A 24,664-nucleotide genomic window follows, 5' to 3' on the forward strand; every position below is an offset into this window, starting at 1 on the left:
GGAAACCATTTAATAAAACCCCTGTGTATAATATATTTGTACACAGGGGTTTTATGTTATAGCGGCCTCGCAAAAGCTCGTTTTTAATTGTTTTTATAAAGAAATTTAAGCTTGTTTCCGTATCCGATAATTGTTAGAAAATTATTTTAACCGCGAATTTTAATATTAAAAATATGTGGCGGGTTATTAATAAAAATTTATCGTAAAAACCCCCGCGTTTTCGCGGGGGTTTTTACGATAAATTTATTTTTTTTGTTGCGTTTGCGGCTGGCTAAAGTTAAAGGTGTTTTGAAGTTTAACATTATTTAAAATATTATTATATTTGTAAAGTTCAAAAGAATTTTGCGCGGGTGCTGTATAATTTCTGTTTTCTCTTGCCGGCATGTCCGGGTATCTGTTAAACGACGGGTCAGGTTCTGACTCAAGGAGCGAGTTAATATTTTTTTTCGCTTCTTTATACATGTTGCCGCCGTTGCCTTGCATAACATTTGCGATAATAGCTGAAATACTTACAATAAAATCAAAAGCGAAAAGGAAACTTTCATTTGTAACATCCTCAATACTTGTAGATGTTTTATAAAGATTTTCAGCAGCGTTATATCTGTAATGATATTGGTGCCCGAAATCGGTTATCATAGTGTCTTGCGAAGGTTTTTCTCTTTGGGGTAATTTCTTTTTACCTAATTTAGAAGGCTCAATACCTATCACACCGGCTGTGTTACCTGTCAGTTGTGACATAACGGCGTGTATTTGCTGTTTTGCTTTAGCTACCTGCTTTTGGTTGCCCTCAACATTTACGTACATAGTGTAAAGCCTGAAATACAAATCGTTAAGAAGCTGGTGAAGTCGTTTTGCTTCCACTTCGGGCAAACCTTTTATTCTTAAGATCATGGGTGAATTAGTGTCTTTATCGGTGGTTATATAATATCTTGACATTTTATACTCGTAGTCAGGATATTCTTTTCTTAAGTTTTGCGCGTATATTGAAGCGTAATTTACCAAAGCTGCCGTTTTAGCGCTGGGGTGAAATTTTTCACTGTATTTAAAAGTCGTTTTGTCCTTAGGGAAATCGGCGTTCATATATTTCCTAAGCACTATCATGGCGGAATTTTGGTCTCTGCCGCTTAAATTATTTACTAAGTTAAACGCTCGGTTTATAAGAACATATCCTTCTCCTAAAGAGCTATATCTGTCCGTTTCTAAAAAACCGTCCCAGGAACTTCTTCCTAAATTATATTTTTTAATTAAAACTCTTATGGCTTCATCGAGGTTTTGGATAGCCTTTCTTGCCTGCATTAAAGTAATGTTTTCAACAGTCTTGCCTTGGGTTGTTGTGGACACTATTGCCTGCAACGTAAAAAACCCTCTTATTGTATTGGCGTGGTCATTACCGTATTCATCGCCGAGTTCACGGTAAAGCTGCAAAAGATCCTTTTCTCCCGCTAAGGCCAAAGTGTACGATGCAAGGCCCGAGCCCATGCATAAAACCCCAGGTGAACCTATAGTTCCTTCCAAATTATAACCGTCTAATAATGAAAAGACTTGTTGTTTATCCCCCCAGGCACTTGCTTCAGGGTCAAAAGTGTTTTGCATAAAAGCAAAAACTTCGTCAATATATTCGCGAGTGGAGGTACCCCTTCTTTCCATAATAGCGTAACTGTTGCTAAATGTAGGCCGGCGCATTGCCATTGCTATATATCTTGTTGAGTTTTTTTGCTCAACGCCTTTTTGCTTTGCTACAAAACTATGGTCACATTTTGTTATGGCGCTTATTTTTTTTAATTCGTAAATAATTGCCGCTCTTTTAGCCTGCGTAAGAAAAGGCGTTATAAACATGCCCGCTGGGTTTTCCGTATCGGGGTTTAAAATATAATCATACAAAAAACTCATTATATATATTTTATCTTCCATAGTTCCGTACTTAAGCGCGTTTATGGCGGTATCAATAAATTCGTTAGCGGCGGTTTTTAAAAGTTTTGTATGGTTGGCGTTGTTTTCCGTGTTGATAAGAATGTTTATAAAATTTTCAAGCTCCGCCTTCCATTGAACTGGAAAAGGCGCGGAATCATGGTTAAAAGCCAAAGCGTAAAAAACGGGGTTTAATATTTTTGTCGGGCCGCCTTCCATAGGGGATATTACTGTAAGCTGCCCTTCTACGTAGATGCTGCCGTTTTCATCGTATTGAACGGCGATATTTCTGTATTTGCCGTAATAAAACACATGGTCGGGCTCATATTTTTGGTTAAACGCTTTAAGAAATTCTTTTTGTTTTTCTTTGCTTGCGTTTGTGAAAGACTTTGCTAACTTGGCGTTTTGCAATTCAATATCATTTTGAGATAAGGCAAGATTCTCTAAAATGTTAACGGAATTTTGTATAGGAGCGTCCGTTTTCGGTTTTTTGGGCGGCTGTGTGCGGGTTTCATTTATAAGTTCTATAGGAACATGCTTTACCACTCTTAAATTATCAATTTTATTTACAGACTGTCTGTTTTTGCGTTCTAAAGCGTAGGGGGCAACCGGCAAGTGCTGTGCGAAAGCGGTTGAAGTTAAACTAAGTACAAGTAAAGCTGATATAAATTTTTTAATCATAATTAAACCCTCTGTAATTATAATAAAAATATTACTTCTGTTTGCCCAGGGTCTTTGGGCCTATTCTTGCATAGGCCCTAAGACCTATATGAATTAAACATAATAAAAATGTAAAATGAATATATGATAGGTTACTTAAAGGGGCAAATTTTATCTTTATCGGAAGACAGCGTTCTGATACTAGTAAACGGGGTGGGCTATGAAGTTAATTGCGCGCCCGTGGCAGTATCGGCCTTAGAAGAGGGGCAGGAAACCGCCCTTTATATAGCCGAGTCAATTTCTCCCTATGACGGAACCGTGCTATACGGTTTTTTAACTAAAGAAGACAAACAGCTTTGGGCCATTTTTAAAACATCTATTCCCAATACAGGCGCTAAAAAGGCGCTTGAATATTTAAATAAAGCGCTTAGAAGCGTGGCAGATTTTCATAACGCTATAGTAAAAAAAGATCCTAAAATTTTAACGGGTATTTTCGGTTTTACGGCTAAAACGGCTGAAAAACTTATCCATTCTTTAGACGGCAAGATGGATGCCGTTACAATAGCCGGCGTTCCTAAAATAAAAATAGAGGGTGAAGCGCCTTTTATGTCAGAAGTTATGATGGCGTTAACCGCTTTGGGCTACAGCCCTATGGAAGCCAGGAAAGCTATTGACCAACTTTACAAAACAGGTCTTGCCAATGACAGCGTTGAAAATATTATCAGGGCGGCATTAAGGATATTAAAGAAATGAGCAGCTATAACGAAGTGCTGGACTTAAACCCCAGCAGTGAAGAAAAGAACGGGCTTGACGCGGCTTTAAGGCCGTCGTCTTTGCGTGAGTTTGTGGGCCAGGCCAGTTTAAAGGAAAACCTGCATGTTTTTTTAACAGCCGCTAAAAAACGCGGCGAAGCGCTTGACCATACTCTTTTTTACTCTCCTCCCGGCTTAGGTAAAACTACTCTTGCCAATATTTTAGCTAAAGAAATGGGCGTAAATATTAAAACAACTTCAGGCCCTGTGCTTTCACGACCCGGCGATTTGGCGGCCATGCTTACTACCGAAATTTCCGAAGGGGATATTTTGTTTGTGGATGAAATTCACCGCCTTAACCCGGCGGTTGAGGAAGCGCTTTACCCAGCTATGGAAGATTTTAACTTTTTTATTAATACGGGCAAAGGGGCGGGATCAACAACTTTAAAACTTTCGGTTCCCAAATTTACTTTAGTAGGCGCCACAACACGCTCAGGCCTTTTAACGGGGCCTTTGCGCGACAGGTTTGGCATTGTTTTTAATCTTAACTTTTATGAAATAACCGAAATCGCTGATATTTTGGAACGTTCGGCCAAGCTTTTAAATATTGAAGCCGACAGGCGTGGTTTGGAAGCGCTGGCCGCCCGTTCACGAGGCACGCCCCGTATAGCTAACAGACTTTTAAGAAGAGCGCGCGATTTCGCGCAGGTAAAAGGCGACGGCGTAATAACTTGCGATATAGCGGACATTGCCATGCAATCCTTAGATATTGACGCCGAAGGCTTGGACACTATGGATAAACGCATACTTGAGGCGCTTATTGAAAAATTCGGCGGCGGCCCAGTAGGCGTTGAGAACCTTGCCATAGCGGTAAGCGAAAGCATTGACACTTTAACCGACGTTATAGAACCGTACCTTATTAAAGCAGGTTTTATAGCCAGAACTCCGCGCGGAAGAGTGGCTACTAAAAAAGCCTATGACCACCTTGGCAGAAAATCACCGGAAGGAATGCTTTTTTAATGAAGAAAATAATTTTAACTTTAACCGTTTTGTTGTTTGGCGTAAACAGCTTTGCGCTTAAGGTTTTAATTGTGCAAAATTCCTCTAAACAAGATATCACGGCAAGCGGCGCTTTTACTATTACAGACAAGGCTTCCAACAAAAAATACAAACTTAAAACAGGAGGCACGTTTAAAGTAACAATAAGTAACGGTACTTTAAAAGTGGGGTCTGTTTCCACAAGCGGCGAAGTTTTAATAACGCCTTTAAAGAACACAATTTTTACAATAGGCGGTAACGGTTATACCGGTAAAATAATAATTTCGCCTGAGAAAAATGTTTTTAATATTATTGAGGAAACCGATATTGAAAATTATTTGTACGGTGTTTTACCTTATGAGATGAGTTACTCCTGGCATATAGAGGCGCTTAAAGCCCAAGCGGTGGCCGCGCGCACATATACGGCTAAAACCTTAGAATCACCGGTAAACAAAAAATTTGATTTATATTCAGACGTAAGAAGCCAAATGTACAAAGGCTCGGCAAAGGTTTACCCGTCTGTAAAAGAAGCGGTTGATGATACTAAAAATGAAGTTTTAAAATATGACGGCAAACTTTTTTACACTTACTACCACGCCAATTGCGGCGGGCATACGGACCCGCTTCCGTGGGGCGGGGCGGAAAACAAAATTAAACCCTTAAGCGGCGCTAAATGCGCGGCCTGCGGGCACAGCAAAAACGCCACGTGGAGTAATGTTATAGCGCAAAACTCTATTGATAAATTTGCCGAAAAGAAAGATTTAAAAGGCGGTGTAACCGCCATAAGCATAGTTAAAAAAACTTCCAATGGAAGGGCGGTTCAATTACAGCTTAAAACAAAAAACGGCAAGAAAAATGTTTCCTGCAACGATTTTAGAATAGCCGTGGGATCAACAAAATTTAAAAGCTGTCATTTAACGGATATTAAAAAAGTTTCTTCCGGCTTTAGTTTTGCCGGGCGCGGCTACGGCCACGGTACCGGCCTTTGCCAGGACGGCGCGCACGGTATGGCAAAAAAGGGGGAGAAATATAAAGAAATTCTGCAAAACTTCTACCCTGGTTCAAAACTTTCCAAAATTTAATAACCTAAAATTTATTTGCAAGAGAAAATAATGTTTGAAAGATTTCATAATTTAAAAATTAATATCGCCCGCACTCCAGCTACTCCAAGAGACAGCGCTAAACTTATGGTTCTTAACCGTGACGGACAGAAAATAGAACATAGGATATTTAGAGATATTTCCCAGTATTTTACCCCCGGCGACTGTCTTGTAATTAATGACACGAAAGTATTTCCCGCTAAATTATTCGCTAAAAAGCCCACGGGCGGCAAAGTGGAAGTTTTGCTCGTGCGCCCGTTAGAAAAACCTAATGAATGGACGGCCTTAATGCGTGATTATAAAGAAGGCATTGAACTTTCTTTTTCTGAGGATTTAAAAGCGGTAATGGATTTTCGCAATGAAAACGGTGAGGTTATTTTAAAATTTAATAATGATGATGTGCTTGGTTACGCTTGTGAAAACGGGCTTATGCCTTTGCCGCAGTATATTGAAAAAGCAAGAAAGCATGACGGCCTTAGCGCCAGTATTGAAACTGATAAAGAGCGTTATCAAACGGTTTATGCCCAATTTCAAGGTTCTATAGCGGCGCCTACTGCGGGCTTTCATTTTACGCCAGAACTTCTGAAAAAAATTGAGGATAAGGGCGTTAAAATAGCGCGGGTGACTTTACATATCGGCTGGGGCACGTTTAAGCCTTTAAAGACTGACCCTAAAGAACATAAAATGCTTGCCGAATACGGCACTGTAAGTGAGGAAGCCTCAAAAAAAATTAATGAAGCCAGAGCTTCGGGCGGCAGAATATTTTCCGTGGGTACAACCAGCACAAGAACTTTGGAAAGTTTTACCGAAAACGGCATAACAAAAAGCGGGGGGAGATGGACAGATTTATTTATTTACCCGGGATACAAATTTAAAGCTATAGATTGCCTTATAACAAACTTCCACTTTCCCGATTCCACGCCCTTATGTATGGCAAGCGCGTTCGCGTCTGAAGATTTTATTTTTAAAGCGTATAACGAGGCGGTTGAAAATAATTATCGTTTCTATTCTTTTGGAGATTCAATGTTAATATTATGACAAAACTTATAAGTCCTTTTAAAATTTTAGCTAGAGATGAAAATTCAAAAGCCCGCACGGGTATTCTATATACCAAACACGGTATGGTTCGTACGCCTGTTTTTATGCCTGTGGCCACACAGGCCTGCGTTAAAGCGCTTACTGAAGAGGATTTAAATTATGTGGGCGCTGAATGCCTGCTTTCTAATACTTACCATTTATATCTGCGTCCAGGTACCGAGGCTTTAAAAAAACTTGGCGGACTGCATAATTTTATGCGCTGGAATAAAAGTATTTTAACTGATTCGGGCGGGTTTCAAGTGCACAGCCTTTCGCATTTAAGGAAAATTACCGAAGACGGCATTTGGTTTAAATCGCATCATGACGGCAGTAAGCATTTTTTCTCGCCTGAAAGTGTAATAGAGTCTGAGGCGGCCATAGGTTCGGACATATGGACTTGTTTAGACGTTCTTATGCCTAACTCCGCGCATAAAGCGGATTTAAGGCGCGCGCTTGCTACTACAAAACTTTGGGCGGAACGCGCCGCTGCTCATTATAAAAAAATAGTGCCGGAGCAAAACATACAGCAAAATGAAGACGGTAGTTTTAGCGTCGGACACAGTATTTTATTTGGTATTATACAAGGTTCAATTTACCCCGATTTGCGTGAAGAAGCCGCCAAGCATATGGCCCGGCAAGACGTGCACGGTTTTTGTATCGGCGGTTTAAGCGTGGGCGAAACTTTGCAGGAAATGAATACCGCCGTTGAAGCCACCATACCGCATTTACCTGAAGGAAAACCGCGCTACTTAATGGGGTTGGGCACGCCGATAGAAATTCTTGAATGTATTGAACGCGGCGTTGATATGTTTGACTGTGTTTGGCCTACAAGAGTTGCGCGCAACGGACAGGCCATGACCAGTGAAGGAAAGGTTAATATTAAAAATAACGCGCACAGACTTTCAGAGGAACCTTTGGATAAAAATTGCGATTGCTGGGTTTGCAAACGTTATACAAGGGCGTATCTTTCGCACTTGTATAGAGCGGGCGAGCTTACCAGCCACAGGCTTATATCAATACATAATATAAGGTTCTTAATAAAGACTATGGAACGTGTAAGAGCGGCCATTTTAGACGGTACATTCAGACAGCTTAAAAAAGAAATTATTGAAAAATACAAATAGGTCTTTTGGGTACTTTTTACTTAGGCCTAAATTACCATTGGCTGGGTCTTGATAATTGTAATTTTTATTTATATCCTAATAGTATACAGATATAAGCGGTTTATATAGGCGGTTTATATAAAATCCGTAAGATATGGAGAATGTTTATGAAAAAAATAGCAGGTTTATTACTTGTCTTTTTACTTCCTATGGTTGTTTTTGCTCAGCTAACAGATGAGCAAAAGTTTTATAATGCTAAACTCCCTTATGACAAGAAATTTGAAGATTATATTAAAAAGTACCATATAGATGAATATTTGGAAACGGTTCTTTTAGACCACAATGATCTTTTAGCTGTTGCTAAAAGAGAAGGGTATAAACAATATTTTTTTGAATTGTTTAAAATAGATTCCTATAGTATAATTGAGAAAAAAGATATAAAAAGGTATAAAGTTAATAACGAATATGTTGATACTCCTTATAAGTACGCGGATTTTGAAAGAAAATATTTTAACATTACTCTTGATAAAACAGGAGGACTACCCAGGCATTATAAGGATCAAATAGGATACGCAGTAATGCATTGGGCTTATAAGGAAATGTACGAAATATCTAGAAACTATGATACCACGGCAGACAGGACGGCAGAGTACGCGGCTTATCATATGGCTATCTTTTATATGCTGCAAACAACCTATGAATATGAGGATTTTTTAAAAGAGAATAACTATCCCATTCCTACATTTACCAAAGCGGAGCAAGATGTTATAGAGTTTTTCTTATTGGAAAAAAATGATATAGAAGAAGATTATTAGTAAAAGTTTACAGTAAAAAATCCGCCGGTTTTACCGGCGGATTTTTTTGTTTGGCAATAATACCCCGAATTCTGTTTCCTCGGCGAACCTCGGATAAAGACCATTTCTCTAAGCGGCCTACTCTGTGTCTGATGCGGGCAGCATATGCACAAATTTGGCCTTGCTCCCTGCGGGGTTTGCATAGCCATCAGCGTTGCCGCTGATGCGGTGCGCTCTTACCACACCCTTTCACCCTTACCGTAAGCAAGCTTGCGGCGGTATACTTTCTGTTGCACTTTCCGTGGTTTGGATTTTAGCCCAAACCCCCGCCCTTTCAAGCGGCGCGGTGCCCTGTGGAGTTCGGAAGTTCCTCTATAATATTAACATTACAGCGGCCTTTTAATTGCCAAATATATTGTATAAAATTTAACGCTTTTTACGTATTTTAAATATGTTTATAATAAGCGGTAACAAGTTTTTGTTTTAGAAAAAGTAAAGCTTGCTCATTTGATTATAAAGCTTCAGTTTGTTTTAAAGGCAGTTCTATAATAAATACCGTTCCGTGGCCTACGCCATTGCTTATAGCGCCGATATCGCCGTGGTGGGATTTAATAATTTCACATGATATTGCAAGGCCCAAGCCCCAACCTTGCCTTCTGGATCGTTTGTCTAAAGAGGAGCTTTGGTGAAACTTTTCAAAAATTTTTTGCAGTTCCGAATGTTCAATGCCCGGGCCGTTATCTTTAATAAAAACTTTGGCTACTGTATCTTCAAGATTAAATCTTATTTCAATTCGCCCGCCCTGCGGCGTAAATTTAATGGCGTTGCTTAGCAGGTTATTTAAAACCTGCGAAATTCTAAACCTGTCGGCCTGTATTACAATGGGTTCCGGATAGTCATATCTTATTATGTTTATGCCTTTTTTTTGCGCGTTTATATGCTGCATGGCGTAAATATCGTTAATAAGGCCGTTAAGTTCAAACTCTTTAAAATCCATTTTAAATTTACCGGCTTCAATCATGCTGATGTCCATTAAGTCGCTCATCAGCATATTCATATTATCGGTGGCTTTTAAAATGTTATTTAATGCCTGCTGGTCGCCAACTCCGCCCCCGGCTACGCCGTCTAACATAAGTACGGACGTTAAACCTTGTATAGAAGAAAGAGGCTGCTTTAAGTCATGCGCCACAATGGACATAAACTTTGATTTAATTTCGCTAAGGCGGTTAAGTTCCTGATTGGAAAGGGTGAGCTTTTCAACCATGTTTTCAAGCATTTCCACTTTTGTAGAAAGTTGCTGTTGCAAAGTTCCGATTTGCTGTTGGTAGTTATGTTCGGCTTTAACGATTGTACGGTGCATTTTTTTAAGGGCTATTTTTTTTGTAAGAAAAACAGTTAAAAATACCGCCAGTCCTAATAAAATCAGAACGAGCACCCCTATAAAAACAAAATCGTTAAGTATTGCGATGTCCATTAAAAGATATTAGCATTTTCAGCGAAAAAATTTAATACATCTTTTTCTTTAATGCCGCCCTCTCTAAAAATTTTAAAAGGTTCAAGGCTTAAAACCGTGGAAGACTCGCTGCTAAACTGACCGCCTGTAAAAATATAATCTACTTTACCGTTAAATTCTTTTATAAGTTCCTCTTGGCTGTTAATAACCGGTTTAGAATGCAAATTCGCGCTGCTTGCGGCCGCCACCCCGCCAAAAGCATTTAATAAATTAGCAATAAAATCATTTTTAGGTACCCTTATGCCCAGGGTGTCAAAACCGCGCAGGTATTTTTTACCTTCTTTGCTGGGGGGAACTATTATCGTAAGCGGACCGGGCCAGTATTTTTCCGCCAGCAGCGTGGCCTTGGGTGAAAACAGCGCAATACGCTTAGCGTATTTTATGTCAGAGGCAAGATATTGTAAAGGCACATCTGAAGGCTTTTGTTTTATTTCGCACATTCTTTTAACAGCTTGGGGGTTAAGAGCGTCAGCCATAATGCCGTAAACGGTGTCTGTAGGCGCAATTATAACGGCACCGTTTTTTAAATCATTAACGGCTTGAAGCATTATTTCTTTTGTAACCTCTTCAATTTTAAAAATCCGCGTCTTCATCATTTTCTTCTTTTGCGGGGCGGTCAATTATTAAAACAAATTCGCCCAAAATTTTATTTTTCTTGTTAAGCGCCGCTATAATTTCGCTTACCGGGCCTCTTAGCCATTCCTCATAAACTTTTGTAAGTTCTCTTGCCGCTATTATCGGTGTTTGGGGGCCCAAAACACCGGAAATAATTTCTAAAAGTTTAACTATCCGGTATGGGGATTCGTAAATGACAATCGGTTTTTCAAGCTCATAAGCCGCGGCAATAAGTTTAGAAATTTTCCCCGTTTTTCTTGGCATAAAACCTAAAAATGTAAAAGCGCCGCCCGTTATACCGGCGCCTGACAGCGCGCAGGTTAAAGCGCTTGGTCCCGGCAGCGGCACCACCTTAATTCCTTTGGACAGACATTCTTTTACAAGCTTCCACCCCGGGTCTGAAATACAAGGTGTTCCGCCGTCGCATACAAGGGCGCAGTTTTTATGCATAGCCATATTTAAGCAGTGGCTGACGCTGTGCGGGTCATTTTCATTGTAACGTATTAAAGGTTTATCAATTAAGAAATGCGAAAGAAGTGTTTTAGACCTTCTTGTATCTTCGGCGAAAACGACGTCAACGGTTTTAAGCGTTTCTAACGCGCGTAGTGTAATGTCGGCTAAATTGCCTATGGGGGTTGGAACAATATATAACATATATACTAATATACAAAAAATAAGCGCGTCCGTATGGAGGCGCTTATTTTTTTTTGAAAATCTAAACTACCAGGTTAAAGCTTCTTTCCAGGCTTTCTTTTCCGCTTCGGCTTGTTTTTTTGCTTCGTCAGCTTTTTGTTTGGCTGTTTCTTTTGCTGTCGCTGAAGCGTTTGAAGATGATGAGCTTGAGCTTGCGGCTGTTTTAGCCGTGTTATATGTTTCTTTTGCTTCGGTAACTTTATTTCTTGCGTCTGTAGAAGCCTGCTGTACATCAGCCGCTGTAACTACTTTTGCTGTGCCGTCAGGTTGTGTAGTTGTGCATGCGCAGAGTGATAAAACTGCCGCAGATACTGCTAATACTGCTAATTTTTTCATGTTTAAATCCTCCAAAGGGTTTATAAATAAATTGTATAAAAAAAATAGGATTTTAGGTATGTAATTATTATAAGTAGTTTGCAATAGTTAATATAATTTGTAAAATAAATTTAAAGATGAATAACAGCCAAATAAACCTTCCTTTACTAAAAAAAGGAAAAGTTAGAGACGTTTACGACGCAGGCAAAATGCTTCTTATTGTCGCATCGGACCGTGTTTCCGTATTTGACTGTGTGCTTCCTTCACAGATTCCCGATAAAGGTAAAATACTTACTCAAATAAGCAATTTTTGGTTTGCAAAAACAATTTCTATTGTGCCGAATCATATGATTTCGTCGGATATTAATGAAATTAATATAATTTTAAAACTTGGTTTGGACCCACAGTACTACAGCGGGCGCACCGTTTTGGTTAAAAAATGCGAAAGGATTGATTTTGAGTGTGTTGTAAGAGGGTATATAACAGGCTCAGCTTGGAAAGAATACCAAAAATCAGGCACCGTCTGCGGCGAAAAAATAAAAGAAGGTCTCAAAGAGGCCCAAAAATTTCCAGAACCTATTTTTACCCCGGCAAGTAAAGCTGATACAGGACATGATGAAAATGTTTCTTTTGCTTATATGCTGTCTCATATGGATAAAAACCTGGCATATAAAATTAAAGATACCAGCATTAAACTTTATAACTTCGCGGAAGAATATCTTAAAAATTGCGGAATAATTTTGGCCGACACTAAATTTGAATTCGGACTAATTGACGGCGATCTTATTTTGATTGATGAAATCCTTACGCCTGATTCCTCGCGTTTTTGGGACGCGGCGTTATATAAAACGGGCACAAACCCACCCGGTTTTGATAAACAATTTGTAAGAGATTATATGGAGCAGACAGGCTGGGATAAAAACCCGCCTCCGCCTGCCATGCCGCAGTCCATAGCGTTGGCTGCCGCAAAAAAATATAAAGAGGCTTTGTCTAGAATAGAAAAAGGCAGCGTATAAAATCGCTGCTTTTTTATTTGACTTTAAGGAGAGAAGATGAAATATTTTGTAGAAGTTTTTCATAAACGTGATTACGGCAGTCATAAAGAAAACGGTATAAAAAACCGTTTGTCCAGCGTCGGCTTAAAAGGGATTGAGAATGTTAATTCTTATACCATATATTCTGTTGAAGGCGTTTACAGTAAAAAACAAATAGAAAGTATAGCTAAGGATTTGCTTTGCGATCCTGTGCTTGAAAAATATTCGGTTTCTTCCTCCAAGCCGCAAAAAGGCGTTTTTAAAATAGAAGTTTGGATAAGGGATTCCTCTACCGACGTTGTGGGTGAAGGTGTAAAAGACGCCGTTGCCGCTTTAGGATTTGAAAAGCCCGCTTCCGTAAGGGTAGCGGCGGCTTTTAATATTTCCGGCAAATTTACCGAAAAAGAATTAGACGCGGCTGTTAAAAAAACATTCGTTAACCAGGTAGTAAACAAATATTTAATTACAAAGGGTGCTTAAAATGGAAGAAAATTTGAGAAATTTTGACAAGTTGTCTAAGAAAGAACTTTTTGATTTACAGGCCCGCGCGGGCTGGAGCCTTGTTACGGAAGAAATGGTAGCCGCGCAGGATTATTTTAAATCCATAGGCCGCGCTCCAACCCAGGCGGAGCTTGAAACAATAGCCCAAACCTGGTCCGAACATTGCAAGCACAAAACTTTTAACGGCCCCGTTACAATGGTTAAAGACGGCAAAAAAGAAGTTATTAAAGACGGTCTTTTTAAAACAACAATTTATAAAGCCACTAAAAAATTAAATAAGAAATGGTGCCTTTCCGTTTTTAAAGATAATGCCGGCGTAGTTGAATTCGGGCAAGGGAAAAAATGGGCTTTAGCTTTTAAGGCCGAAACGCACAACCACCCTTGCGCGGTTGAGCCTTACGGCGGTGCGGAAACGGGCGTAGGCGGCGTTATACGTGATATTTTAGGCGTGGGCCTTGGCGCTAAACCTGTGGTTAATACGGATATTTTTTGCTTTGCCGACCCTGATTATAAAGCTAAACTTCCCGCCGCAGCGCTGCACCCAAAGCGTATTTTCAGGGGGGTAGTTGACGGCGTAAGAGATTACGGCAACCGCATGGGTATACCTACCGCCTCAGGCGCTATTTGGTTTGACGACCGCTACGCCTTAAACCCTTTGGTTTTTGTAGGAACCATAGGCATTATGCCTACGTGGGCTATAGAAAAATCCGTTAAAGCGGGTGATTTGGTTGTGTCCATCGGCGGAAGGACCGGGCGCGACGGCTTACACGGAGCTACGTTTTCCTCAGCTAATATTGAGGACGCGAGCGAAGTTTCCGCCGTGCAGATAGGCCACGCTATTAACGAGAAAAAAGTTTTAGATGCTATGCTCCGGCTTAGAGATAAACGTCTTTACAGAGGATGCACCGACTGCGGCGCGGGCGGGTTTTCTTCCGCCATAGGCGAACTTGGCGGGGAAACCGGCGTGCGTGTTGACTTAAGCAAAGCTGTTTTAAAAGAAAGCAAAATAAAACCTTGGGAAATATGGGTGTCCGAATCACAGGAAAGAATGATACTCTCCGTCCCGCCCAAAAACTTAAAAGAAGTTAAAAAAATACTTGAGGCCGAGGATTGTGAGTATAGCGTAATGGGTGAATTTACAAATACCGGCAGGCTGGAAGTTTACTTCGGTAAGGAAAAAATTGTGGATCTTAGCAATGATTTTCTACACGGCGGCGTTCCTAAAATGATGAGAAAAGCCGTATGGAATACACCAAAAACAAAACCTTCCAGAATTAAAGAGATGAAAAACTACGGAGCGGTTTTACATAAAACTCTTGCCCATTTAAACACTTGCTCAAGGGAAGACGTTATAAGACAATATGACCATGAGGTGCAATCGGGTACAGTGGTAAAACCTTTACAAGGCGTTACGCATGACGGCCCGGGCGACGCTACCGTAATTTGGCCCGCCAGCGCCACGGGTAATTTAAAAGATTATAACGGTTTTGCGGTAACGCATGGGCTTAACCCTGCTATAGGTAAAATTGACCCTTACCAAATGGCTCTTAACTGCTGTGACGAAGCGGTAAGGAACCTGCTTTGCGTAGGCGCGGACATTAATAAAACCGCTTTCTTAGATAACTTTTGCTGGGGCAGCCCCGAAAACCCCAAACTTCTTGGGGAACTTGTGCTTTGCGCTAAAGGCTGTTATGACGGCGCCATGGCTTACTCGGCCCCTTTTATATCGGGTAAAGACAGTTTTTACAATCAAAGTAAAGACGCTAAAGGCAACGATGTGGCCATACCCTCAACAATATTAATATCGGCTACAGCGCCTGTTCATGATATAAGAAAATCTGTTACCATGGACTTTAAGGAGGCTGCTTCAAGCGTTTATGTTGTGGGCGTAACTAAAGATGAGTTCGGCGGCAGCGTAACGGCCGATATTTTGGGACTTAAAAATATTGCGGCGCCAAAAGTTGACGCTAAAGCGGCTTTAAAAACTTACCAAAAAGTTTACAAAGTTATTTCGGGCGGTTTAGTAAACGCAGCGCATGATATCAGCCAGGGCGGCTTAGCCGCCGCGCTTTCGGAAATGTGTTTCAGCGGCGCTTATGGCGCTGAGATTAACCTTAAAAAGGTTTTAACCGAAGGCAAACTCTCCGACGGACAAATTTTATTTAGCGAATCGGCCTGCCGTTTGGTGCTTGAAGTTAACTCTGAAAATGAAAAAGCTTTTTTAAAGGCTTTAAAAGGCGTTAAGCTTTCTAAAATAGGGCAGACAAATTCAACCCCCAGCCTTATAATTAAAGGACAAAAAGGCGCGGAAGTTATTAGTGAAAAACTTTCCAAACTTAAAAAGAGCTGGCGCGATACTTTAAAAGGAGTTTTATAATTATGAATAAAAAAATTATTTCTTTGTTTTTGTTTGCAACATTTACTGCTAATGTTTTTGCATTATCGTTGCCTGATTGCCAAACGGCGTTAAAAAACGCACAGGCTAACGCTGCTTTTAAGTTTGATTTTGAAGGCGATAAAAAGGAAGAGTTTTTCCTTTTATGTAAAGAGGACGAGCAGGTAAGCTCTAAAATAGTTAAAGGTAAAAAAGTTTTAAGCTCCGCTAAACTTAGTGTAAAAGACGGGCAGTTTGATATTGTCAAGGCTATACCTGTTAATTATGATTACGGCGCGGGTAAAAAAATTGTTATGGTTGAATTCGCTTACTTGGGCGTTTTGTGTAAGGAACAGCGTTCCATTTATCTTTTTGTAAATAAAGGTAAAATAGAAAGCCAAATTTCCGCTCCGTATAACATAGGCTGCGTTAATGAAAAAACAGAATCACAGGTTATTTTTAACACTAACCAAAAAACTGTTATGGTTTACCAAACTTATGAAAAACACGCTCCGCTTGAAAATTCGGTAATACTTGCCGAGCAGTATAAAAAACTTCAGTCCGTGGCGGATTGGAATAAAGATTTTAAAATAGTTTTTGAGGGTAAATAAAATGAAGAAAAAAGCAAAAGCTATAGTTGTGCGCACAGCGGGCATAAACTGCGATATTGAAAGCGTTAACGCTTTGAAAATGGTGGGCGTGCAAACGGATTTAGCACACACTAATGAAATTGTGTCGGGCAAAGTAAAACTTACAAATTGTGATATTTTGGTTTTCCCCGGCGGGTTTTCTTACGGGGATGATATCGCCGGTGGTAAAATATGGTCCGTTCACATGTCCAAAGTGTTTAAAGATATTTCTACGGTAATAGATTCCGGCCGTCCGGTTATGGGTATTTGTAACGGTTTTCAAGTTTTAACAAAACTTGGGTTTTTGCCGACAAACAAGGAACATAAACAGGTTGCCAGTTTAACCTTTAACGACAGCGGCGTTTTTATAGATAAATGGGTAAAACTTAAAGTTAATAAAAGCAGCCCGTGTATTTTTACCAAAGGGCTTGACGATGTTATTGAACTTCCCATAGCGCACGGCGAAGGTAAAATTATTATTGACGATAAAAAGGTTTTGCAAAATATTGTCGCCGCCAACGCGGTTGCGCTTACTTATGAAGATAACCCCAACGGCAGTGTGCTTGATATAGCGGGGCTTTGCAATGATAAAGGAAACTGTTTCGGCCTTATGCCTCACCCCGAAAGATATGCCGAGCCTTTTCACCACCCCGCGTGGACAAGAAAAGAGATGCGAGACGCTAAAGCCGCGGGGCTTATGATATTTAAAAACGCTGTGAAATATTTGTAATTTTATAATAGAAAAGGAGAGTTTTTTATGGGTGGAATTATAGGTTTGCAGGGAACGCAGGACGCGGCGCAAATGATACACGTTGGGCTTTTGACTCTTCAGCACAGAGGGCAGGAAAGCAGCGGCATAGCCGTTGAAAAAGAAGACGGGGATTTTTTTAATTATCATATGTCAGACGGGCTTGTAATGGGGAAATACACTCCCGCTATTTTAGAAACCCTAAAAGGCACTAGCGCGATAGGCCATGTCAGATATCCTACAACAGGTATAAAAAGCGGACTTACTGACGCACAACCGTTTTTATTTAAATGTGCCCACGGCAGCATAGCCATAGCTTTAAGCGGCAATATAGTTAATACTGAGGCTTTGCGCGCCAAATTAGCTAAAGAAGGCTCCATTTTCCAACATTCCTCCGAAACTGAACTTATAGTACACCTTATAGCGCGCGAAAAGTTACCCATTGAAAACGCCTTAAAAAAGGCTCTTAACAAAATAGAAGGCGGTTACGGCGGTATAATGCTTTTTAAAGGCAAATTAATAGCGTTCCGCGATCCGTACGGAATAAGGCCTTTGGTGCTTGGCAAAATAGGCAAAAATTTTATGGTAGCTTCCGAAACTTCCGCCATTGAAGTGCTTGGCGGTAAGTATATAAGAGATGTGGAACCAGCCGAAATCCTGGTTATAGAAAAAGGCAAACTTTCAAGCGGCTTTTTTACGCAGCCTAAAAAAGAAAATAATTGTATTTTTGAGCAGGTCTATTTTTCCAGGCCGGACAGCATTGTAAGGGGATTTTCCGTGGCTGAGGCTAGAATGTCCATGGGACGCAAACTTGCGCAGCAAATGAAGGATATAAAGGCTGATATTGTTATGCCGGTGCCGGATTCGGGCTTTTTCGCGGCTTTGGGTTTTGCCAAAGAATCGGGCATTCCTTTTGAAATGGGTTTGGTAAGGAACCATTATATGGGGCGTTCCTTTATCAAATCAACACAGCATATGCGCGAAGTAGTGGCAAAGCTTAAATTATTTCCCATAGGCGGTATAGTAAAAGGTAAAAACATTATTTTAATAGACGATTCGATAGTGCGCGGCACAACGGCTAAAAAGATGATCAATATGCTTAAAGAGCACGGCGTTAAAAATATTCATTTTGCAGTAACGTCGCCTCCTATCATAGCGCCTTGCTTTTACGGTATAAATACACCAAGCAAAAGTGAGCTGATATATTGTAATATGTCTCATGAGCAGATTGTAAAAGAAATAGGCGTTACAAGCTTGCATTTAATAACAATTAAAAACGCGGCGGACGCCTGCGGCGGCATAAGCGGTTGCCAAGGCTTTTGCAGCGCTTGTTTTACGGACAAATATCCTACAAAAATATCAAAGTCAACAAGGGAGGCAAGATGAAAGTATTAGTCATAGGGTCAGGCGGACGAGAGCACGCCATAGCGTGGAAACTCCTTAACAGTTTAAAAACTTCCGTAATATATTCCACCGTTCAGGCGGCGGAAGAAGGGAAAATACAATATGTTAAAGAAGATATTTCCGATAAAAATAAAATTTTAAATTTTTGTGAAAGTAAAAATATTGACCTTGTAGTTATCGGGCCCGAAGCTCCTTTAGCGGAAGGCTTGGCTGATTTATTAAGGGAAAATAATATTAAAGTTTTCGGTCCGGTGCTCGCCGGCGCTAAATTGGAAAACTCTAAAGAATTTTCCAAAGAGTTTATGGTTAAATATTCTATTCCCACGGCTAAATACACAGTTTGCAAAAGCTCGGAAGAGGCAAAAAAACTGGTGGCTGAACACCCGCTTCCTTTAGTTGTAAAGGCCGACGGCCTTGCCGCGGGTAAAGGCGTGCGCATTTGCATAACCCGTGAGGAAGCTGTTGAAGCCGTTGTTGATTTTATGGATAAAAAGATATTCGGCAACGCTGGATGCTGCGTTGTTATAGAAGAATATCTTTTAGGGCCCGAACTCAGCGTAATGGGTTTTGTTGACGGTGAACATTATCTTCTTATGCCTATAAGCCGTGATTACAAAAGGCTTGGCGAAGATAACCGCGGCCCCAACACAGGCGGCATGGGCGCGTATTGTCCCGTAACGGAAATTAAAAAAGAAGATATCGATTTTATTAAAAAGAATGTTTTTGATAAAGTTGTAACCGGTTTAAAAGCGGAAAAAATAGATTTTTGCGGCATTATTTACGCGGGCATAATGATAACGGCTGATGGCCCGAAAGTGCTTGAATTTAACTGCCGCTTAGGCGACCCGGAGGCAGAGGCTATTTTACCTATGATTAAAACAGATTTCTTGGATATTTTGCTTGCCTGCGTAGATAAAAAGCTTGACACTATTAAAATGGAAACCTTTGAAGGTTCCTCAATTTGCGTTATACTTGCCAGTGAAGGTTACCCCACTAACCCTAAAATAGGAAGGGAAATTACCGGCCTTGAAAATGTAAAAGGCATTGTTTTTCACTCCGGCACAAGGGTTGAGGGTAATAAATATTACACTAACGGCGGACGTGTGTTAGCGGTAGTTGAAACAGGTGCTAATTTAGAAGAAGTAAGAAACAAAGTTTATTATGAAATAGAAAAAATACGCTTTGAAGGCATGCAGTTTAGAAAAGATGTCGGGATTAAAAAATGACAAAAGTCCTTATTTTAATGGGCAGCCAGAGCGATTTAAAAACTATGCAAAAAGCATCAGACTTTCTTAAGGAGTTTGGAGTTAAGCACTCCCTTAAGATATGTTCGGCGCACCGTTCGCCAAAATACTTGCACAAATTAATGGAAGAATATGAAGAGGCTGATGTTTTTATAGCCGGCGCCGGTATGGCGGCCCATTTAGCGGGCGTTGTTGCTAGTTTAACCGTTAAACCCGTTATAGGCGTGCCTTTAAGCGGCGGGGCGTTAAACGGCATTGACGCTTTATATTCCACGGTTCAAATGCCGCCGGGTATGCCGGTAGCCACGGTAGCGGTGGACGGGGCTAAAAACGCGGCCGTGCTGGCGGTACAAATTTTAGCTCTTAAGGATAAGGCTTTAAACGAAAAACTTGTGCAGGGCAGGATTTTGCAGGAAAAAGAAATTATTGAAAAAAATAAACAGGATAAAAAATGAGCACGTATAAAAAAGCAGGCGTTGATATCGTAGCAGGTGATAAGTTTGTTGATTTTATAGCCACAAAAACAAAAGGCATAGGCGGTTTTGCGGGACTTATGAAAAACCCCGCCAACAAAGAATACAGCATGGTAGCTTCTACGGACGGTGTAGGAACAAAGCTTAAACTTGCTTTTATGTTAGGCAAGCATGATACAATAGGGATTGACCTTGTTGCCATGTGCGTTAACGACCTTGTGGTTTGCGGCGCTACTCCTTTATTTTTCTTAGATTATTATGCTACAGGTAAAATAGATTTAAAAACATCCAAACAAATTATTGAAGGTATTTTAGAAGGCTGCAGGCAGGCGAACTGCGCTCTTTTAGGGGGCGAAACCGCCGAAATGCCGGGCTTTTATCAAGCGGGCGAATATGACCTGGCCGGGTTTTCGGTAGGCATGGTAAAAAATAAAGAAATTATTGACGGCAAAAAAATTAAAGAAGGCGATATTTTGCTTGCTCTTCCTTCAAGCGGCTTTCATTCAAACGGATATTCTTTGGTGCGTCACATTTTTGGCAAAGAGCTTAAAAAATACGCTGAGCAGCTTTTAACGCCTACCAAAATTTACGTTCAGGAAGTTTTAAAACTTAAAACCGCGCTTGAAAAAGCCAAAATGCCCATATTGGGAATGGCGCATATTACGGGCAGCGGCCTTCCGGGCAATGTGCCTAGGTTTTTGCCCTCGGGTGTTGGCGCTTATTTAGACACAAGCAAATGGCAAGTGCCCGAGATAATGAATATTTTGCAAAAAAAGGGCAAAATTTCCGCAAAAGAAATGTATAACACGTTTAATATGGGGCTTGGCATGGTTATTTGCGTTCGCCCGCAGGCTGTTAAAGCCGCTAAAAAAGCGTTGCCGCAATTATTAGAAGTAGGCGTTATTGTTAAAGGCGGCGATAAGGTTATTTTAGATTAAACATCAAATCTTGTTTTTAATTATTCTGATTTTGGAGCAGGTATGAGCGGTAAAAAAATTGTTGTGTTTGCCAGCGGCGGAGGTAGTAATTTTCAAGCTCTTTACTACGCGTCCCAAAACAAAATTTTTAACGCGGATATTGTGCTTTTAGTAGCTTCCAAAGAAGGTATTGGAGCGGTTGAAAAAGCAAAAAAAATGGGGATAGACGTTTTTGTAGAAAATCAAAACACTTCCACGGCGTCCGTTATTAAAAAATATAAGCCTGATTTAATATGTCTGGCGGGTTATCTTAAAATGATACCGCAGGAAATTTTAGATATTTGCCCGGTTATAAATATTCACCCCGCGCTTTTGCCTGAGTTCGGCGGCAAAGGCATGTACGGACACCATGTACATGAGGCGGTTATAAAAGCGGGTGCGGCAAAAAGCGGCGCGACGGTGCATTTTGTAAACGCTGAATATGATGACGGCCCCATAATTTTGCAGGAAAATATTTTGGTTGAAAAAAATATGGACGCTAAGGCTTTAGCGTCCGCTGTTTTAAAAGTTGAGCATAAAATTTACCCGCTTGCGGTTAAGAAATTTTTTGAGGAGAATATAACGTGACTCAGGAACGCAAAATTAAAAGGGCTTTAATTTCAGTATCAGATAAAACAGGGCTTGAGGTTTTTGCTAAAGGCCTTCATAAATTAGGCGTTGAACTTGTTTCAACGAGCGGCACGGCTAAATTTTTAAAAGCCGCGGGCCTTCCCGTTCGTGATTTAAGCGACCTTACCGGATTTCCCGAAATATTAGACGGACGTGTTAAAACCCTTCATCCCCGTGTTCACGGCGCTATTTTATATAAACGGGACGATGATGCCCATTGCAAGGTAATTAAAGATATGGGCATTGAAGATATTGATATGCTTGTTGTTAATCTCTATCCTTTTAGGGAAACCGCCGCTAAAGCCAAACACAGTTTTGACGCCGAGGTTATTGAAAATATTGATATAGGCGGGCCTTCAATGTTAAGAAGCGCGGCTAAAAATTTTGCCCACGTGGCGGTACTTTGCCGTCCCAAAGATTATGAAGTAGTTTTAAGTGAGATGGCGGCTTCTCAGGGGGCGCTTTCTTACGCTACAAGGCAGCGTCTTTGCGTGGAAGCTTTTACCCATACGGCTGAGTATGACGCCGCCATAAGCGAAGAATTTAAAAAAGGCTTAAATCATGAATTTCCCGAAAGTAAAATTGTTGTTTTACATAAAACACAGGATTTGAGATACGGCGAAAATCCGCACCAGAAAGCGGTCCTTTATTCACAAAAAAAAGATTTTTCTTTCGAACAATTGCATGGCAAAGAACTTTCTTATAATAATATTTTAGACGCTTTTGGCACTTGGGACGCTGTTTGCGATTTTGATTTGCCCGCCTGCGTTATATTTAAACACGTTACGCCTTGCGGCATAGGAACGGGGAAAGTTTTAACCGAAGCCTTTAATAACGCCTGGGCGTGTGATCCTAAATCCGCCTTTGGCGGTATTATAGCTTTAAATAAACCTATGCAGCGTGATATAGCAGAGGCTATAAGCAAAGTGTTTATTGAGGCTGTCTGCGCGCCAGATTACGACTTGGAATCTTTGGAAATTTTAAAACAGAAAAAGAATATCCGCATATTAAAAAGAAACTCACCTTTAAGCGCGGCTTACCAGCTTAAATCGGTTGGCGACGAAGTGCTTTTACAGCAGCCCGACAGAACGCTTCTTCTTGACAACAAATGGGACTGCGTTACAAAACGTAAACCCACCGAGGAAGAGGATAAGGCTTTAAAATTCGCCTGGGCCTCGGTAAAACACGTTAAATCAAACGCTGTTATTTTAACTTCCGAAAGCGCCTCCGTAGGTATCGGCGCGGGGCAGATGAGCAGGGTGGACAGCGTTAAAATGGCCGGTATGAAATTTGAAGAATATTTGCAGGAAAATAAGAAGCCTAAAGTTTTAGTAATAGGGTCGGACGCGTTTTTCCCATTCCGGGACGGCGTTGACGCGGCCGCCAAACTTGGAGTAAGCGCAATAGTTCAGCCCGGCGGATCAGTACGGGACGAGGAAGCCATTGCCGCTGCCGATGAGCACGGCATAGCCATGATTTTTACTGGCTTAAGGCACTTTAGACATTAATAAAAGTTTAGGAATTTTTTTGAATTTTAGTAAAAGATATCTATGCTTTTTAAACATAATAAGAATAAGCGAAAGGAAAAGTTGTTGTATTGGTTATAGGAATTTTGGCTGCCATAGCTTTACCGCAGTATCAGCGGGCTGTTATTAAGTTCCGCACTTCTCAGGCAGTTGTTATGTTAAATAAAAGACGCACAAGAAAGATATTATTTGGAAACAGGCGCTTACACAGCCAATATAGCGGATTTGGATATTGAAGTCCCTTCCGGGCTAATAGCCTCAACGTGGGTCGGAACGAACAGATAGAGGCCGAATGTTTATTTATTTTTTTGTCGGTCTACGCCAACCAAAAAAACCTGCGTGGCTAATGCTCACAGTACAAACATGCTTATTGTGGAATTTACTATGTATCATAATCAAGCCGCGCCCGGAAAACTGTGGTGTGAAATTTACAAATAAAAGCGCCGATGCGGCAGCAGTTTGCAGGTCTTTAGGCAAACAGGAAGGCAATAACTCTAATTTAGGGTCGCTTTACGCCAACTATTATTTAATGAATTAAAAGATTAAAACTTTATTTTATTTTTAAAATCTTTTTCCATTTCTCTTGATAAATCACGCTTTTTAATAGCGTCTCTTTTATCAAAAAGTTGTTTGCCTTTGCCAAGCCCCACTTTTATTTTAGCCCAGCCGTTTTTAAAATATACTTCCAAAGGGATAATAGTGTGTCCTTTAATTTCCGCGTGGCCTTTAAGTTTGTTTATTTCTTTTTTGTTAAGCAACAGCCTTCTTTGGCGTAAAGGTTCAACCTCGGTAACGGTATTATATTTGTAAGGGTTGATATGCATATTAAAGACATAGGCCTGCATGCCTTCAATACGCACAAAAGCGCCGTCCAGGCTTACTTCCTTTTTCCGTATGGATTTAACCTCGCTGCCTAAAAGTTCTATACCCGCTTCATAAGTATCCAAGATATGATAGTTGTGATAAGCTTTGCGGTTTGTAGCGGCCACCAAAGGCCCGTTGTCTTTTTTTGCCATAATATATTTTAACTTATTTGCGGTCTGTTTACCCCTAAAAAACTTGACAAAACTTAAAAAGTTAGGTTTACTGAACTTATGAACAAAGAAAATCTTATTAATAAAGAACATCTTACAATGAGTATGGAAGATTATTTGGAAGCCATTTCGATAGCTTCCAAACAGCACGGCGTAGCCAGGGTAAAGGACATAAGGGATTTAATGAATGTTAAAACCCCCAGTGTTACAGGCGCGCTTACGGTGCTTGCTAAAATGGGTTATGTATTGCATGAAAAATACGGTTATGTGGAGCTTACTCCAAAAGGTGTAAAAGCGGCCGATGAAGTTAAACAGCGCCATGTTCTTTTAACGCAGTTTTTAACGGATATTTTGGGCGTTTCGCAAAGCGCCGCGGATATTGACGCTTGCAAAATGGAGCACGTTATCAGCAAAGAAACTTTTGACAAACTTACCAATTTTGTAAAAAAACAAAAAGCCGCGGTTAAGAAAAAAGCTAAATGAGGCTGATTAAATTTTTATGACATAAATATTTAGGAAAAAAGGGTTTACGTTAATTGAATT

The 24,664-nt window shown here is 40.5% G+C and carries 24 protein-coding genes and 1 other RNA gene; 18 read left to right on the forward strand and 7 right to left on the reverse strand.

Annotated elements, in window-relative coordinates; genetic code table 11:
- Positions 1-243 precede the first annotated feature (243 nt).
- On the reverse strand, positions 244-2,589 hold the full coding sequence (locus EMIN_RS02605; RefSeq protein WP_012414674.1) for a hypothetical protein: 2,346 nt from the start codon (positions 2,587-2,589) through the stop codon (positions 244-246).
- A gap of 123 nt (positions 2,590-2,712) precedes the next feature.
- Here EMIN_RS02605 and ruvA point away from each other — a divergent pair, with 123 nt between their 5' ends.
- From ruvA to EMIN_RS02635, 6 genes are all read left to right on the forward strand, one after another.
- Complete coding sequence (gene ruvA / locus EMIN_RS02610) at positions 2,713-3,321, forward strand: Holliday junction branch migration protein RuvA (protein ID WP_012414675.1); 609 nt, start codon at positions 2,713-2,715, stop codon at positions 3,319-3,321.
- A complete protein-coding gene (ruvB, locus tag EMIN_RS02615) occupies positions 3,318-4,340 on the forward strand; it encodes a Holliday junction branch migration DNA helicase RuvB (protein ID WP_012414676.1) in 1,023 nt (340 codons plus the stop codon). The genes ruvA and ruvB overlap by 4 nt, the downstream gene beginning before the upstream one ends.
- Positions 4,340-5,440: a SpoIID/LytB domain-containing protein gene (locus EMIN_RS02620; protein WP_012414677.1), complete on the forward strand. Its 1,101-nt coding sequence runs from the start codon at positions 4,340-4,342 to the stop codon at positions 5,438-5,440. Before ruvB ends, EMIN_RS02620 begins: the two co-directional genes overlap by 1 nt.
- 30 nt (positions 5,441-5,470) lie before the next feature.
- Positions 5,471-6,496, forward strand: a complete 1,026-nt coding sequence (gene queA, locus EMIN_RS02625; protein WP_012414678.1) for a tRNA preQ1(34) S-adenosylmethionine ribosyltransferase-isomerase QueA — start codon at positions 5,471-5,473, stop codon at positions 6,494-6,496.
- Positions 6,493-7,659 (forward strand): tRNA guanosine(34) transglycosylase Tgt, encoded by a 1,167-nt coding sequence (tgt, locus tag EMIN_RS02630; protein WP_012414679.1) that lies wholly within the window; start codon positions 6,493-6,495, stop codon positions 7,657-7,659. Before queA ends, tgt begins: the two co-directional genes overlap by 4 nt.
- Before the next feature lie 146 nt (positions 7,660-7,805).
- Positions 7,806-8,453 carry a hypothetical protein gene (locus tag EMIN_RS02635; protein WP_012414680.1) on the forward strand — a complete coding sequence of 216 codons (648 nt, stop codon included), beginning with the start codon at positions 7,806-7,808 and terminating at the stop codon, positions 8,451-8,453.
- A gap of 45 nt (positions 8,454-8,498) precedes the next feature.
- Here EMIN_RS02635 and rnpB read toward each other — a convergent pair.
- The 5 genes from rnpB to EMIN_RS02665 all read right to left on the reverse strand — a co-directional run bounded on the left by rnpB (position 8,499) and on the right by EMIN_RS02665 (position 11,589).
- Positions 8,499-8,843, reverse strand: an RNA gene (rnpB, locus tag EMIN_RS08530) — RNase P RNA component class A.
- A 100-nt stretch (positions 8,844-8,943) separates the two neighbouring features.
- Positions 8,944-9,906: a sensor histidine kinase gene (locus EMIN_RS02650; RefSeq protein ID WP_012414681.1), complete on the reverse strand. Its 963-nt coding sequence runs from the start codon at positions 9,904-9,906 to the stop codon at positions 8,944-8,946.
- Entirely contained in the window at positions 9,906-10,541 is a 636-nt protein-coding gene (locus EMIN_RS02655) for an L-threonylcarbamoyladenylate synthase (RefSeq protein ID WP_083759823.1), read from the reverse strand. Before EMIN_RS02655 ends, EMIN_RS02650 begins: the two co-directional genes overlap by 1 nt.
- Positions 10,519-11,214, reverse strand: a complete 696-nt coding sequence (gene rsmI, locus EMIN_RS02660) for a 16S rRNA (cytidine(1402)-2'-O)-methyltransferase (RefSeq protein ID WP_012414683.1) — start codon at positions 11,212-11,214, stop codon at positions 10,519-10,521. Before rsmI ends, EMIN_RS02655 begins: the two co-directional genes overlap by 23 nt.
- 66 nt (positions 11,215-11,280) lie before the next feature.
- Positions 11,281-11,589, reverse strand: a complete 309-nt coding sequence (locus tag EMIN_RS02665; protein WP_012414684.1) for a hypothetical protein — start codon at positions 11,587-11,589, stop codon at positions 11,281-11,283.
- 116 nt (positions 11,590-11,705) lie between these two features.
- Here EMIN_RS02665 and EMIN_RS02670 point away from each other — a divergent pair, with 116 nt between their 5' ends.
- From EMIN_RS02670 to purH, 11 genes are read left to right on the forward strand one after another with little or no spacing between them, the layout of a single operon-like run.
- Complete coding sequence (locus tag EMIN_RS02670; protein WP_012414685.1) at positions 11,706-12,584, forward strand: phosphoribosylaminoimidazolesuccinocarboxamide synthase; 879 nt, start codon at positions 11,706-11,708, stop codon at positions 12,582-12,584.
- A gap of 36 nt (positions 12,585-12,620) precedes the next feature.
- Complete coding sequence (locus EMIN_RS08125) at positions 12,621-13,082, forward strand: phosphoribosylformylglycinamidine synthase subunit PurS (protein ID WP_052545812.1); 462 nt, start codon at positions 12,621-12,623, stop codon at positions 13,080-13,082.
- 1 nt (position 13,083) lies between these two features.
- The gene (gene purL / locus EMIN_RS02675) at positions 13,084-15,480 is read left to right on the forward strand and encodes a phosphoribosylformylglycinamidine synthase subunit PurL (RefSeq protein ID WP_052545813.1); all 2,397 of its coding nucleotides are present in this window, start codon (positions 13,084-13,086) and stop codon (positions 15,478-15,480) included.
- A 2-nt stretch (positions 15,481-15,482) separates the two neighbouring features.
- Positions 15,483-16,088, forward strand: a complete 606-nt coding sequence (locus tag EMIN_RS02680) for a hypothetical protein (RefSeq protein ID WP_012414686.1) — start codon at positions 15,483-15,485, stop codon at positions 16,086-16,088.
- Between the two features lies 1 nt (position 16,089).
- A complete protein-coding gene (gene purQ / locus EMIN_RS02685; protein WP_012414687.1) occupies positions 16,090-16,836 on the forward strand; it encodes a phosphoribosylformylglycinamidine synthase I in 747 nt (248 codons plus the stop codon).
- 27 nt (positions 16,837-16,863) lie between these two features.
- Positions 16,864-18,240: an amidophosphoribosyltransferase gene (purF, locus tag EMIN_RS02690; protein WP_012414688.1), complete on the forward strand. Its 1,377-nt coding sequence runs from the start codon at positions 16,864-16,866 to the stop codon at positions 18,238-18,240.
- Positions 18,237-19,484 carry a phosphoribosylamine--glycine ligase gene (purD, locus tag EMIN_RS02695; RefSeq protein WP_012414689.1) on the forward strand — a complete coding sequence of 416 codons (1,248 nt, stop codon included), beginning with the start codon at positions 18,237-18,239 and terminating at the stop codon, positions 19,482-19,484. The genes purF and purD overlap by 4 nt, the downstream gene beginning before the upstream one ends.
- Positions 19,481-19,957: a 5-(carboxyamino)imidazole ribonucleotide mutase gene (gene purE / locus EMIN_RS02700; RefSeq protein ID WP_012414690.1), complete on the forward strand. Its 477-nt coding sequence runs from the start codon at positions 19,481-19,483 to the stop codon at positions 19,955-19,957. The genes purD and purE overlap by 4 nt, the downstream gene beginning before the upstream one ends.
- Positions 19,954-20,913, forward strand: coding sequence for a phosphoribosylformylglycinamidine cyclo-ligase (gene purM, locus EMIN_RS02705; protein ID WP_012414691.1), 960 nt, complete (start codon positions 19,954-19,956; stop codon positions 20,911-20,913). The genes purE and purM overlap by 4 nt, the downstream gene beginning before the upstream one ends.
- A 42-nt stretch (positions 20,914-20,955) precedes the next feature.
- Entirely contained in the window at positions 20,956-21,519 is a 564-nt protein-coding gene (purN, locus tag EMIN_RS02710) for a phosphoribosylglycinamide formyltransferase (RefSeq protein ID WP_012414692.1), read from the forward strand.
- A complete protein-coding gene (purH, locus tag EMIN_RS02715; RefSeq protein ID WP_012414693.1) occupies positions 21,516-23,069 on the forward strand; it encodes a bifunctional phosphoribosylaminoimidazolecarboxamide formyltransferase/IMP cyclohydrolase in 1,554 nt (517 codons plus the stop codon). The genes purN and purH overlap by 4 nt, the downstream gene beginning before the upstream one ends.
- A 560-nt stretch (positions 23,070-23,629) precedes the next feature.
- On the opposite strand, the gene smpB is transcribed toward purH, so the two are convergent.
- The gene (smpB, locus tag EMIN_RS02720; protein ID WP_012414694.1) at positions 23,630-24,103 is read right to left on the reverse strand and encodes an SsrA-binding protein SmpB; all 474 of its coding nucleotides are present in this window, start codon (positions 24,101-24,103) and stop codon (positions 23,630-23,632) included.
- 78 nt (positions 24,104-24,181) lie between these two features.
- Between smpB and EMIN_RS02725 the strand changes: the two genes are divergently transcribed.
- Entirely contained in the window at positions 24,182-24,604 is a 423-nt protein-coding gene (locus tag EMIN_RS02725; RefSeq protein ID WP_012414695.1) for a metal-dependent transcriptional regulator, read from the forward strand.
- The last annotated feature ends 60 nt before the right edge of the window (positions 24,605-24,664 follow it).

It is taken from the genome of Elusimicrobium minutum Pei191 (genome assembly GCF_000020145.1).
In the GTDB taxonomy this organism is placed as follows: domain Bacteria; phylum Elusimicrobiota; class Elusimicrobia; order Elusimicrobiales; family Elusimicrobiaceae; genus Elusimicrobium; species Elusimicrobium minutum.